We start from the raw sequence: 14,218 nt of genomic DNA on the forward strand, positions 1-14,218 counted from the left end.
GTGAACGACGATCCCAACGCGCTCGAACGTGCCTGGGTCGACGTGGTTGCAGAACTCACGAGTGATGACCCCGGGAACGATCTTCCGATACTGAGTAGTAAGCAGAAGGCATTCGTCCGCCTGGTGAGACCGCTCACACTCGCGCAAGGATTTGCACTCCTCTCGGTTCCGTCGTCCTTCGCTCAGGAGACCATCGAGCGCGATCTGCGCGAACCGATTCTGCAAGCACTCGGACGACATCTCGGTGGCCAGGTCGAGGGCCTCGGCGTCCGTATCGCTCCTCCCGACGAAGATTCGGCAGAACCGGAAGAGCGCACCGGCAGCCGTCAGTTCGAATCGGTCAGTAGTTCCGGCGCTTACCGTCGACGCCGATTCACCGAAGGTGACGGGGAACCGTCCGACTCCGAAACCGCCGAGAGCGAAGAGGTCGACGACGACCGCGAAGCATTGGCGAGTGTTCACGAATCGTGGCCGTCGTACTTCACCAAACCGCCGGCCACACGGTCCTCGTCGAACTCCGGTGCAAACAGCCTCAACGCGAAGTACACGTTCGACACGTTTGTCATCGGTTCCTCCAACCGGTTTGCACACGCTGCTGCGGTCGCGATCGCGGAGGCGCCTGCCCGCGCGTACAACCCGCTCTTCATCTGGGGCGCGTCCGGGCTCGGCAAGACGCACCTGCTGCACGCAGCCGGTCACTATGCGCAACGGCTCTTTCCCGGTATGCGCGTGAAGTACGTCTCTACCGAAGAGTTCACGAACGACTTCATCAACAGTCTTCGTGACGACCGCAAGGTGGCGTTCAAGCGCCGTTATCGCGAGACAGACGTCCTCCTCGTCGACGACATCCAGTTCATCGAGGGCAAGGAAGGTATCCAGGAAGAGTTCTTCCACACCTTCAACACCTTGCACAACGCGAACAAGCAGATCGTCGTCTCCTCGGACCGGCCGCCCAAGCAGTTGGCCACCCTCGAGGAGCGTCTGCGAACGCGATTCGAATGGGGCCTGATCACCGACGTCCAACCGCCGGAACTCGAGACGCGTATCGCGATCTTGAGCAAGAAGGCGCGGATGGACCGCCTCGAGGTGCCACACGATGTCCTCGAGCTGATCGCCAGCCGGATCGAGCGCAACATCCGTGAACTCGAGGGGGCACTGATTCGTGTCACTGCCTTTGCCTCGCTCAACCGGCAGCCGTTGGATCTCACGTTGGCGGAAGTTGTCCTTCGGGACCTGATGCCCGATTCGTCGAGCCTCGAGATCAATGCGGCGACGATCATGGCCGTGACGGCCGAATACTTCAATATGTCGATCGACGACCTCTGTGGGCCGGGTAAGGCCCGTCCGCTCGCTCAGGCACGCCAGATCTCCATGTATTTGTGCCGTGAGCTGACGGATTTGTCATTGCCGAAGATCGGTCAGACGTTCGGGCGTGACCACACCACCGTCATGTACGCGGACAAGAAGATCCGTAAGGAAATGACCGAACGTCGCAAGGTGTACGACCAGGTACAAGAGCTGACGGCTCGGATCAAGCAGCGTTCCAAGCGCTGACCTGCATATTTTACCGGTGCCCCTCGAGGGGGAGAGTTCCCTCCCTCGAGGGGCACCGCTGTGTCGGCTGCCTTCCCTCGAGGGATGTCAATCCTGTCGAACCCGCGACACGCCAGGGTTCGACACGCCGGTTTTGTGAAACCTTTCGTTTCTTCTCAAAAGTATTCACATCTGGGGATAACTGTGTGGATAACTTCCAAAGTCTGTGGAGATCTCGAGGAGTAATCCGAAAACTTCTTGTCTGTGCACAGAAGGGGCTGATCGCTCCTCGAGTCTGTCCTCGAGAAGTCCACATGCCCTCGAGGGGGCAGACCTGCATCGACAACCGTTACTCCACAGATTGCACAGGACTTATTACTACTACTGAGAAATTTCTAGGAAAAGCTCTTTAAAAGTAGATTTGTGGACAACTCCTGTGAGGAACCTCGAGACCGAGTTCGCTCGACCTCGTCTCGGCTTTCCTCTTCGCCCCTCGAGGGCATACGGTTGTCGTCGCACACCGCTGTGCCAGACTTGTCGTCTGACGTCTGTGCCAGACTTGCTGTCACCAGAACATGCCTACCGAGAGGAATCACCCGGCGATGGAGCTTGGAAGCCTGAAGTTTCGCGTATCCCGGGAAGAGTTCGCAGATTCAGTTGCATGGGTTGCTCGTAGCCTCCCCTCGAGGCCGCCTGTTCCCGTTCTCGGTGGCGTTCTTCTCGATGCAACCGAACAGGGACTCACTGTCTCCGGTTTCGACTACGAGGTCTCCGCTCAGGTTCGCGTATCCGCAGATGTCACGACTGTCGGTCAGGTCCTGGTTTCCGGTCGTCTCCTTGCCGACATCACCAAGTCGCTGCCTAACAAGCCTGTTGATGTCACCCTCGAGGGCACTCGCGTTCTGATCTCGTGTGGAAGCGCGAAGTTCTCGCTGCCGACGATGCCCGTCGAGGACTACCCGCAGCTTCCGACGCTTCCGCAGCAGTCCGGATCCATCCCGGTGGATCTGTTCTCCGAAGCAATCAGTCAGGTCGCCATCGCAGCTGGTAAAGACGACACCCTGCCGATGTTGACCGGTATTCGTGTCGAGATTGCCCAGAATTCCATTGTCCTGGCTGCAACCGACCGTTTCCGTCTCGCTGTCCGTGAGCTCGAGTGGATGCCGGCGAACCCCGATGTCGAGGCTGCGGTTCTCATCCCGGCGAAGACCTTGTCCGAATCCGCGAAAACGCTTGCCGGAAACGCAAGTTCGCCCGTCGAGCTGGCTCTGGGTTCCGGGTCGAGCATCGGCAACGACGGTCTCCTGGGCATCGTCAACGACGGCCGTCGCACAACGACACGTCTCCTCGATGCGGAGTTCCCGAAGTTCCGCCAGCTTCTGCCGGCGCAGCACACAGCCATGGCAACCGTCGAGGTTGTTCCGCTGGTCGAAGCCATCAAGCGTGTGGCACTCGTGGCAGAGCGTGGGGCTCAGGTGCGTTTGCAGTTCTCTTCCGAAGGTCTGCTGCTCTCCGCTGGTGGCGATGACGCCGGCCGCGCTGAGGAAACGCTCAACGCGACGTTCCAGGGTGAGCCGTTGACCATTGCGTTCAACCCCGGATACCTCACGGATGGCCTGAACTCGTTGCACAGCGAGAACGTCCTGTTCGGCTTCACGACGCCCAGCCGTCCCGCAGTTCTGCGTCCGGCTACCGACGAAGATCCGACGCCGGACGAGTCGGGTAACTTCGCTGCGCCATCGAGCGAATACACCTATCTGCTGATGCCGGTTCGACTTCCAGGCTGATAATTGCTGTTGGGCGGCATGAGTGTTCGTTCGTAGATTCTCGTTGCGGGACTTCCGTTCGTGGGATTCCCTGACACTTGATCTGGTGCCGGGAACAACTGTGTTCCTCGGTTCCAACGGGCACGGTAAAACCAACATCCTCGAGTCGCTCGGCTACTTGTCGACGCTGTCGTCTCATCGGGTTTCTTCCGATGCTCCGATGATTCGCAGCGGTTCGGCCAGCGCTTTTGCCGGTGCAACGGTGGTCAACTCCGGTCGTGAGCTCACCATCGACGTCGAGTTGATCGAGGGAAAGTCCAACCGCGCCAGGATAAATCAGTCGCCGGCGCGGCGTCCCCGCGAAGTTCTGGGGATCTTGCAGTCCGTGATGTTTGCGCCTGAGGATTTGTCGTTGGTTCGCGGCGATCCCGGTGACCGCCGACGGTATCTCGACGAACTGCTGACGTTCCGCATCCCTCGAATGGCCGCTGTACGCGCGGATTACGACAAGGTGTTGCGCCAACGCTCAGCGCTGTTGAAAACAGCAGGTGGGGCACTTCGACGCGGTTCCGGTGGCGGCGAAAATGTTCTCTCCACCCTCGAGGTGTGGGACGGGCATTTGGCTGCACACGGCGCGCAGTTGTTGGCCGGGCGCCTCGAGTTGGTCCACGACCTCGCGCCGCATCTTGCCGAGTCGTATCGCTCGATAGCGCCGGAATCCAGGCCGGCGTCGATGCGATACCGCAGCAGCCTCGGAACGTCATTGGATCCTGAATTTACCGATCCCACAAGGATTCCCGGAATCGACGACGTCGCGTACCTCGAGGAGCGTTTCCATAACGAACTGTCGGTGATGCGAACCAAGGAGATCGATCGGGGTGTGTGTCTGGTCGGTCCGCACCGCGACGACCTCGAGTTGATTCTCGGGGACAGTCCGGCAAAAGGCTTTGCCAGTCATGGGGAATCGTGGTCGTTTGCGTTGTCGCTGCGGCTGGCGGGGTTTGCGTTGCTCCGAACTGAAGGCAGTGATCCCGTACTGCTGCTCGACGACGTTTTTGCGGAATTGGATCGCCGCCGTCGCCGTGCGTTGGCTGCGGTCGCCGCCACCGCTGAGCAGGTCATCGTCACTGCCGCGGTTCCGGAGGACGTTCCCGGCGAACTCGAGGCAGCCAAGTTCGGCGTCGAAGCATCCGAAACGCCCGAAGGTCGTATTTCACGGATAGTCTCGAAAGACTGGTCTGCGAAGACGGACTTGTCCGAGGGGGTCGAAAATCGTGACTGACGAGAAAGAGCCCGAACTTCGGGGTATCGACTTGGCTCGCCGAGCCCTCGAGGAGGCCCGCGCTGCGGCTAAAGCCAACGGCAAGGCCGTCGGGCAAGGTCGATCGTCACCCAAGTTCGGTAGCGGTAGGCCGCGTCGGCGCGGCGGGTGGTCCGGTCCCGGCCCGGATGCCCGCGATCCACAACCGTTCGGTGCACTGACCAGCGCGGTGTCCAAATCACGCGGCTGGTCGCCGAGAGTATCCGAAGGCACGGTGCTCGGCCGCTGGCCGCAGGTTGTCGGAGAAGACATCTCCGCGCATGCCGAGCCCATCTCTCTTCGTGAAGGTGTCTTGAGCATCTCCGCGGAGTCGACGGCCTGGGCAACTCAATTACGGATGATGCAATCCCAGATTTTGGCAAAAATCGCGGTTGCGGTGGGTGACGGCGTCGTGAAAACACTACGGATCACTGGCCCGAGCGCACCGAGTTGGCGTAAAGGCGAAAGGCACGTCAAAGGTCGCGGACCTCGCGATACGTACGGCTGAGCAAGCCCTGGTTGTACCTATTACTTCATGTTACAGTTACCCCGGTTCTGGGTGAACTGTGTCACAGAGCATGAAGGGGTAGTCAGATGCCGAGCAAGGTACACGCCGAGCCTGATCACATCTTGTTGCAGGCACGCAATGTCGAATTCGACTGGTCCGACCTGCCGATGCATTGGATTCCCGGCGATCCGTTCAGTACTCACGTACTCAACGTGCTGCACCTGCTGCTCCCGGCCGGTGAAGAGTGGTTTGTCGAAACGTTCAAGGAAGCACTTCCTCTTATCGAGGACGAGAAGCTTCGTGACGACGTTGTCGGCTTCATCGGTCAGGAAGCCATGCACGCCGGCGCCCACAGTGGTGTGCTGGTCCACCTGAAGGAAAATGGACTCGATCCGACGCCGTACACGCGGCAGATGGAATGGACCTTCTCGAAATTGCTCGGACCACGTCCCCTGACCGGACGGCGAGCCGAGAATCACCTGGTTGAGCGTCTGGCGATCATCGCGGCCATCGAACACATCACGGCATTCCTCGGCGACTGGGTCCTCAACGCCGACGGACTGGATCGGGCCGGAATGCACCCGACCATGCTCGACCTGCTGCGCTGGCACGGAGCTGAAGAAGTCGAACACCGAGCGGTTGCGTACGACGTGATGCGCTACTTCGACAAGCGGGAAACCCGCCGTATCCGTACTCAACTCCTCGTCACGCCCGTCATCGTGTGGTTGTGGATCAGAGGGACCCGCTTCCTGATGCGCAACGATCCTGAACTTGCCAACCAAGCGCCGAGTCGGCGTCGTCCGCACTTGTCCGATTTTGTGGCAGCCGGTAAGCGCGGCACAGTCCCCACCAGTTTCGAGCTGGTCAAGCGGATGTCGACGTACTTCTCGAAGTCGTATCACCCCGGCAAAGAAGGTTCGACCGCTCAAGCGGTGAAGTACCTGGCCTCCTCGCCGGCTGCGCAGGCGGCGGCCCGGTGATTCCGTCGATTGCCAGGATCAAGGACGTCCTGATCGGGCACGACGGACTTCCGCGATATCAGGCACCACCGGATCTCGCGGGTCGTGCCCGCCCCGATCGGGCCATGCGGATCACAGAGTTGTTGACGGACAAGTACCTTCGTGTTCTGACGGCCTACGATTACAACCCGAAGATTGCCGGCCACAATCCGGACACCGCGCTGAACATGGTGGTCAGTACGCGTGAGGTGGTGGCGACCGACGAGAATGTTGTTTGTCTGCGCTTCGAATCTGCCGATGGCTCACCGATTCCTCCGTGGCAGCCCGGTTCTCATCTGGACTTCCATCTGCCTTCGGGGTTGCGCAGGCAGTATTCACTCTGCGGCGACAGCGCTGATCGCTGGGGATACAGCGTCGCTGTACGCCGAATTCCCGACGGCGGCGGTGGATCCGTCGAAATGCATGCGCTGCAACCAGGCGAGCACGTGACGGTTCGCGGACCGCGCAACGGATTTCCCTTTGTCGGAGAAGGTAGTGCGCTCTTCATTGCCGGTGGAATCGGAATAACTCCGATCATCGCAATGGTCAGGGCTGCAAGGCAATTGGGCATGGACTGGCACTTCGTGTATTCCGGCCGTTCTCGTGAGTCCATGCCGTTCCTCGAGGAGATCGCAACCTGGGAACCGGAACGGGTGTTCGTGCGACCTGACGAAGAATTCGGACTACCCACCGCCGCGGATCTTCTGGAAAAAGCTCCGGAAGGTGGAGCGGTGTATTGCTGTGGCCCGACGCCCATGCTCGACGCGGTGCGCACAGGTTTCCGTGAAACATCCTCCACTGCTTTGCATTTCGAAAGATTTGGAGCGCCGCCAATCGTAGGAGGGGTTCCGTTCGAAGTGCAACTGGTCAGCTCGGGTCAAGTGTTGAGCGTGGACGCCGACCAGTCGGCACTCGAAGTTGTCAGGAAAACCTTGCCCGGGGTCGGCTACTCGTGTCAGCAAGGTTTCTGCGGGACGTGCCGGGTGAAGGTCCTCGCAGGCACTCCGGATCACCGCGAGAACCGCCTGACCGATGCCGAACGGGAAAGCGAGATGCTGATCTGTGTGTCGCGTTCCGACGGCGGGCGACTGGTACTCGATCTCTAGTTCTTTTCCACTCTCCTACGAAGGGTTTGCCGATGACCAAGCATGCGCCGCTCCATGCCGTAACCGCCCGCAGCGTCACCAACGGCGCCGTCAGCCTTGCCGTATTCGAGCAGGGGCCGGCAGACGGTGAGACGATCGTCCTCGTTCACGGGTGGCCGGATACTCACGAACTGTGGAATCGCGTCGTACCGCTGTTGGCCGACAATTTCCGCGTCGTCAGTTACGACAGCCGCGGAGCCGGTGAGAGCACGATCCCGTCGCGAGTGCAGGACTACCAACTCAGTGCGATGGCTGGTGATCTGTTTGCCGTCATCGATGCCGTCAGTCCGAACAAGCCGGTTCACGTCGTTGCTCATGACTGGGGATCCGTCGAAACCTGGGAGGCCGTCTGCGAGCCGGGCGCTGAGGAGAAGATCGCATCCTTCAGTTCTATTTCAGGACCGAATCTCGACCATCTCGGAAAATGGATCCGTTCCAGTGCGTCCAAGCGGCGATTCCGCGGACCGGCCGCCCAGGGAGTCGCGTCGGCGTACACGGTTCTGTTTCAGATTCCGGGTCTGTGCACCCTGCCTTTGAGGCTGTGGTTCGCCAAGCACTGGCCGGCGTTTCTCGGATTTTTCGACGGTCTGGACCCGAAATTGGTGAGGCCCGCCCCGACGGTTGCCGACGACATGGTTAACGGTCTCAAGTTGTATCGGGCGAATATCCGGCCGGCTCTGGGCAAACCGCGGGAACGGTACACGGACGTTCCGGTTCAGTTGATCTTGAACGTCTGCGACAAGGCCGTTCGGCCGGTGGGCTTCGAGGACACGGAAAAATGGGTCTCCGACCTGCGACGGACCGAAATCCAGGCCGGTCACTGGTCGCCGATTTCACACGCCGACGAGGTTGCCGAACATGCGCAGGCATTTATCGCGAGCCTGAGAGAGCGTCGCTCGGAGAAGCAAACTTCCTAGCGTTTCACCTTCAGGGGATCGTAAAAATTCGTCTGCGGCGCAACCAGGGGTGTCATTGGCCGGTTCCTGTCGGTGCTTACCAGTAAGATGGTCTTCGGTAACTAGCGGCAACATTCTCGAACCCGCTCCGACGACACCCGCAAGGGCTTGCTGACGGCTGCGCTCGAGTATTGACGGAGAAGGAGAGCTACCCACCCGTGGCTGCCCAGAAGTCAGATACAAGCACTTCCAGCAAGGACTACAACGCGTCGTCCATCACAGTCCTCGAAGGACTGGAAGCGGTACGTAAGCGCCCAGGCATGTACATCGGTTCCACCGGTGAACGCGGCCTGCACCACCTCATTTGGGAGGTCGTCGACAACTCGGTCGACGAGGCGATGGCCGGACACGCCACCAAGGTCGAGGTAACCCTCCTCGAAGACGGCGGCATTCGCGTCGTCGACGACGGCCGCGGCATTCCGGTCGGAATGCATGCCTCCGGGGTTCCCACCGTCGAGGTCGTGCTGACCCAGCTGCATGCCGGCGGCAAGTTCGACTCCGATTCCTATGCCGTCTCCGGTGGTCTGCACGGCGTCGGTATCTCGGTGGTCAACGCGCTGTCCACCCGGCTCGACGTCGACATCAAGGTCGACGGCTACGAGTGGCAGCAGACGTACACCGATTCCAAGCCGGGAGAGCTCGTACAGGGCGCCCCGACGAAGGAGACCGGTACCACCGTCAGTTTCTGGGCCGATCCCGAGATCTTCGAGACCACCCGATACAACTTCGAGACCGTCGCGCGTCGTCTGCAGGAAATGGCCTTCCTCAACAAGGGCCTGACCATCACGCTGACCGACGAGCGCGCCGAGGTCATCGATGTCGACGACGAAGCAATCGACGTCGCCGAGGCACCCAAGTCTGCTGCCGAGACGCAGGAAGCGGCTGCTGCCGCTCCGCGCAAGGCCAAGACCCGCGTCTACCACTACCCGGGTGGACTCGAGGACTACGTCCGTCACATCAACAAGTCCAAGAGCCCCATCCACAACTCTGTTGTGGGATTCACGGCCAAGGGCACGGGCCACGAGCTCGAGGTCGCGATGCAGTGGAACTCCGGTTACTCGGAGTCCGTGCACACCTTCGCCAACACCATCAACACGCATGAGGGTGGAACGCACGAAGAGGGCTTCCGCGCGGCGCTCACCACGGTCGTCAACAAGTACGCCCGTGACAAGAAGCTACTCAAGGAAAAAGAGCAGAACCTCAACGGTGACGACATCCGTGAGGGTCTTGCCGCCATCGTGTCCGTCAAGGTCGGTGAGCCGCAGTTCGAGGGCCAGACCAAGACCAAGCTCGGCAACACCGAGGTCAAGTCCTTCGTGCAGAAGGCGTGCAACGAGCATCTTCAGCACTGGCTAGAGGCCAACCCCGCCGACGCCAAGACCATCGTGAACAAGGCGGTCTCGTCGGCGCAGGCTCGCATCGCTGCTCGTAAGGCCCGCGAATTGGTTCGCCGTAAGAGCGCTACCGATCTCGGTGGCCTGCCAGGCAAGCTTGCGGACTGCCGCTCCAACGATCCGGAGAAGTCCGAGATCTACATCGTGGAGGGCGACTCGGCAGGTGGCTCGGCCAAGTCCGGCCGCGACTCGATGTACCAGGCGATTCTGCCGCTGCGCGGCAAGATCCTCAACGTCGAGAAGGCCCGCCTGGACCGCGCGTTGAAGAACACCGAAATCCAGTCGATGATCACCGCCTTCGGCACCGGCATCCACGACGAGTTCGATATCGCAAAGCTGCGCTATCACAAGATCGTGCTCATGGCCGACGCCGACGTCGACGGTCAGCACATCGCGACGCTGCTGCTCACATTGCTGTTCCGCTTCATGCGCCCGCTGGTCGAGCACGGTCACGTGTACCTGGCCCAGCCGCCGCTGTACAAGCTGAAGTGGCAGCGCAGCGAGCCGGAATTCGCGTACTCCGATCGTGAGCGCGACGTCCTGGTCAAGGCTGGTCTCGAATCCGGCAAGAAGATCAACAAGGACGACGGCATCCAGCGTTACAAAGGCCTTGGCGAGATGAACGCCAAGGAACTGTGGGAAACCACGATGGACCCGACGGTGCGCGTTCTGCGTCTGGTGACGTTGGACGACGCGGCTGCTGCCGACGAACTGTTCAGCGTGTTGATGGGTGAGGACGTCGAGGCTCGGCGCAGCTTCATCATCCGCAATGCCAGGGACGTCCGTTTCCTCGACGTGTAGGGCCTGTGCTTGCGCCCACCATCTTCTTTAAGAAAGTGAACTCATGACCGACACCACGTTGCCACCGGACGGACCGCAGCACGACCGCATCGAACCGGTCGACATCCAGCAGGAAATGCAGAGCAGCTACATCGACTACGCCATGAGCGTCATCGTCGGTCGCGCCCTGCCGGATGTGCGCGACGGCCTCAAGCCCGTGCACCGCCGCGTGCTGTACGCGATGTACGACACCGGCAATCGCCCCGATCGCGGATATGTGAAGTCTGCCCGTCCGGTCGCCGAGACCATGGGTAACTACCACCCCCACGGCGACTCCTCGATCTACGACACCCTGGTCCGTATGGCCCAGCCGTGGTCGCTGCGGTATCCCCTCGTCGACGGCCAGGGCAACTTCGGTTCCCGTGGCAACGACGGCGCCGCCGCCATGCGTTACACGGAGTGCCGTCTCACGCCTCTCGCTATGGAGATGCTGCGTGAAATCGACCACGACACAGTCGATTTCACGCCGAACTACGACGGTAAGACGCAGGAACCGACGGTTCTTCCCAGTCGTGTCCCGAACCTGCTGATCAACGGCTCCAACGGTATTGCCGTCGGTATGGCCACCAACATTCCGCCGCACAACCTGCGTGAAGTCGCCGAAGCCATCTACTGGGCTCTCGAGAACTACGAAGCCGACGAGGAATCCACGCTCGCTGCCGTCATGGAGCGGGTCAAGGGACCGGACTTCCCGACGCACGGTCTCATCGTGGGTGGCCAGGGAATTCAGGACGCCTACACCACCGGCCGCGGCTCCGTCCGTATGCGCGGTGTGGTCGAGGTCGAAGAAGATGCCAAGGGCCGCACCACAATTGTCATCACCGAGCTGCCGTACCAGGTCAACCCGGACAACCTGATCACCTCCATCGCGGATCAGGTTCGTGACGCCAAGATCGCCGGCATCTCCGACATTCACGACGAGTCTTCCGACCGCGTCGGCATGCGCATCGTTGTCACCGTCAAGCGTGACGCCGTTGCCAAGGTTGTGTTGAACAACCTGTACAAGCACACGCAGCTGCAGACCAGCTTCGGCTGCAACATGCTCTCCATCGTCGACGGTGTGCCGCGCACACTGCGCCTCGACCAGATGATCCGTCTGTACACGACGCATCAGCTCGAGGTCATCGTCCGTCGCACGCAGTACCTGCTCCGTAAGGCCGAAGAGCGCGCTCACATCTTGCGTGGTCTGGTCAAGGCTCTCGACGCCTTGGACGAGGTCATCGCCCTGATCCGTGCGTCGCAGACCGTCGACGTCGCTCGGGCCGGATTGATGAACCTCCTCGATGTCGACGAGATTCAGGCCGACGCGATCCTCGCGATGCAGTTGCGTCGTCTGGCCGCCCTCGAGCGTCAGAAGATCGTCGACGAATTGGCCGAGATCGAGATCGAAATCGCCGATTACAAAGACATTCTGGCCAAGCCTGAGCGTCAGCGCGCGATCGTTCGTGACGAGCTCAAGGAAATCGTCGACAAGTACGGCGACGACCGTCGTACCCGCATCATCGCCGCCGACGGAGACGTCAACGACGAAGACCTCATCGCCCGCGAGGACGTTGTCGTCACGATCACCGAGACCGGCTACGCCAAGCGCACCAAGACCGACCTGTACCGCTCGCAGAAGCGCGGCGGCAAGGGCGTTCAGGGTGCCGGCCTCAAGCAGGACGACATCGTCTCGCACTTCTTCGTCACGTCGACGCACGACTGGCTGCTGTTCTTCACCACGAAGGGCCGCGTCTACCGTGCCAAGGCTTACGAACTGCCCGAGGCCAGCCGCACCGCGCGTGGTCAGCACGTAGCCAACCTGCTGGCCTTCCAGCCGGACGAGCGCATTCAGTCCGTCATCCAGATCAAGACGTACGAAGACGCGCCCTATCTGGTCCTCGCTACTCGCAACGGTCTGGTCAAGAAGTCCAAGCTCACGGACTTCGACTCCAACCGCAGCGGTGGCATCGTCGCGATCAACCTGCGCGACGAGGACGAACTGGTCGGTGCCGTTCTCTGCTCTGCCGACGACGATCTGCTTCTCGTGTCGGCACAGGGCCAGTCGATCCGCTTCTCCGCAACCGACGAGGCATTGCGTCCCATGGGCCGCGCCACCTCCGGTGTTCAGGGCATGCGTTTCAACGGTGAGGACGAGCTGCTCTCGCTCAACGTCGTTCGTGAAGGCAAGTTCCTGCTGGTCGCGACTTCCGGTGGTTACGCCAAGCGCACAAGCATGGAGGACTACCCGGTCCAGGGCCGCGGCGGCAAGGGCGTGCTCACCATTCAGTACGACAAGAAACGTGGCACTCTGGTCGGAGCGCTCATCGTCGACGACGACGACGAGCTGTACGCGATCACCTCGGGCGGCGGCGTCATCAGGACAGCTGCCAAGCAGGTTCGTAAGGCTGGACGCCAGACCAAGGGCGTGCGTCTGATGAACCTCGGCGAAGGCGACACCTTGCTCGCAATTGCGCGCAACGCCGACGAACCCGAAGAGATCGCTGCCGCAAACACCGACAGCGCAGACAATGCCGATGGAGCTAAGGAGTCCTAGTGAGCACTCCCAACCAGCCGGGCAGTGACCAGAAGAGCACGAGCACTTCCGGTTCGACGCCCCAAAAGCCGGAGCAGTCAGCTGCTCCGGCGGGTGCAGGGGGCTCGACGTCTCCCGTTGAGGTTTCGAAACCCCCGGCCGCTGGTAAGCCGAGCAGCTCTGCCGCCGATTCCAAGGCTGTGGCCGACAAGTCGGCGCCGCCTGCGGCTGGGAAGAGTTCACCGGCTGCTCCCGCTGCCCCGAAGTCACCTGACTCGCCGACGGCCTCACCGACACCGCCTAATCAGGTGCCGGTGGGCCAGGCACGCGGTAACCAGGCGCCGCCGTGGCAGCGTGGTCAGCAGCAGTCAGGTCCGCAACAGCCTGTATCTCAACCGCCTGTATCTCAACCGCCGGTTTCCCAGCAGCCGGTTTCTCAGCAGCGCGAGCCCCAAACTAACATCACCCGTCCGGCTGCGCCGCGACCCGATGTTCGTAAGGGACCCGCACCAGCTGCCGGGAAACCGTCGGTCGGTCCGCCGAACCAGCGACCAGCAGGTCCTGGAGTTCCGTCGCAGCCGCCGGCTCGGCCGGTGGTCACGGGAACAGCGGCACCGAAGGTCATGAACAACGCGGTCGACAACAAGACCGTCGCCGACAAGACTGTGGCAAACAAGACGGTTGCAAACAAGACTGTGGCGAACCAGCAGGTTGCGCCGCCGAATGCTCCGGCCGGTCCCCGGGCCAAGGCTGCGGCCATCGACGGTCCGACTCGTCATATCAGCCGTAAGGATCTGCCGAAGGACATGCCGGACCTCTCCGAGGCGAAGCATCCACTGCCGCAGGCAGCTGTTGGTGATAAAAATCACGTCGCTGCCGTCGCGGCGGCGTCCAATGGGACGCCGTTGCGGGCGACGGTGCAGATCCGTCGTATCGATCCGTGGTCCACGCTCAAGATCACTTCTGTGATCTCGGTTTCACTTTTCTTCGTGTGGATGGTGGCCGTCGGTCTGCTGTACGTCGTTTTGGACGGTATGGGCGTCTGGGACCGCCTGAACAACGCGTTTACGGACATCGTGTCCGATGGCGGATCCGACGGACTGGTGACGGCGGGGCAAGTCTTCGGCTATTCCGCAGTGATCGGTTTGGCGAACATGGTGTTGTTCACGGCGCTCGTCACCATCGGATCGTTCATCTACAACCTCTGCAGTGACTTGGTTGGCGGCGTCGAGGTAACTCTCGCAGATCGCGACTGACCTGCGG

Annotated in this window: 10 protein-coding genes; all 10 read left to right on the top strand. The window is 61.2% G+C overall.

What is annotated here, in order from left to right:
• The coding region (gene dnaA, locus FFI94_RS00005; protein WP_260683745.1) for a chromosomal replication initiator protein DnaA at positions 1-1,554 on the top strand (1,554 nt) is incomplete at its 5' end.
• 581 nt (positions 1,555-2,135) lie between these two features.
• Positions 2,136-3,320, top strand: coding sequence for a DNA polymerase III subunit beta (gene dnaN, locus FFI94_RS00010; RefSeq protein ID WP_138871191.1), 1,185 nt, complete (start codon positions 2,136-2,138; stop codon positions 3,318-3,320).
• A gap of 22 nt (positions 3,321-3,342) precedes the next feature.
• Positions 3,343-4,581 (top strand): DNA replication/repair protein RecF, encoded by a 1,239-nt coding sequence (gene recF / locus FFI94_RS00015; RefSeq protein WP_138871192.1) that lies wholly within the window; start codon positions 3,343-3,345, stop codon positions 4,579-4,581.
• On the top strand, positions 4,574-5,107 hold the full coding sequence (locus FFI94_RS00020) for a DUF721 family protein (protein WP_033235309.1): 534 nt from the start codon (positions 4,574-4,576) through the stop codon (positions 5,105-5,107). Before recF ends, FFI94_RS00020 begins: the two co-directional genes overlap by 8 nt.
• 86 nt (positions 5,108-5,193) lie before the next feature.
• Complete coding sequence (locus tag FFI94_RS00025; RefSeq protein ID WP_138871193.1) at positions 5,194-6,087, top strand: metal-dependent hydrolase; 894 nt, start codon at positions 5,194-5,196, stop codon at positions 6,085-6,087.
• A 104-nt stretch (positions 6,088-6,191) separates the two neighbouring features.
• Positions 6,192-7,211, top strand: a complete 1,020-nt coding sequence (locus tag FFI94_RS00030; protein WP_397495547.1) for a PDR/VanB family oxidoreductase — start codon at positions 6,192-6,194, stop codon at positions 7,209-7,211.
• Positions 7,212-7,243: 32 nt separating this feature from the next.
• A complete protein-coding gene (locus FFI94_RS00035) occupies positions 7,244-8,167 on the top strand; it encodes an alpha/beta fold hydrolase (protein WP_138871194.1) in 924 nt (307 codons plus the stop codon).
• Between the two features lie 197 nt (positions 8,168-8,364).
• Complete coding sequence (gene gyrB / locus FFI94_RS00040; RefSeq protein WP_138871195.1) at positions 8,365-10,401, top strand: DNA topoisomerase (ATP-hydrolyzing) subunit B; 2,037 nt, start codon at positions 8,365-8,367, stop codon at positions 10,399-10,401.
• A 43-nt stretch (positions 10,402-10,444) separates the two neighbouring features.
• Positions 10,445-12,976 carry a DNA gyrase subunit A gene (gene gyrA, locus FFI94_RS00045; protein WP_138871196.1) on the top strand — a complete coding sequence of 844 codons (2,532 nt, stop codon included), beginning with the start codon at positions 10,445-10,447 and terminating at the stop codon, positions 12,974-12,976.
• A complete protein-coding gene (locus FFI94_RS00050) occupies positions 12,976-14,211 on the top strand; it encodes a DUF3566 domain-containing protein (protein WP_138871197.1) in 1,236 nt (411 codons plus the stop codon). Before gyrA ends, FFI94_RS00050 begins: the two co-directional genes overlap by 1 nt.
• The last annotated feature ends 7 nt before the right edge of the window (positions 14,212-14,218 follow it).

The sequence above is a fragment of the Rhodococcus sp. KBS0724 genome (genome assembly GCF_005938745.2).
Lineage (GTDB): Bacteria > Actinomycetota > Actinomycetes > Mycobacteriales > Mycobacteriaceae > Rhodococcus_F.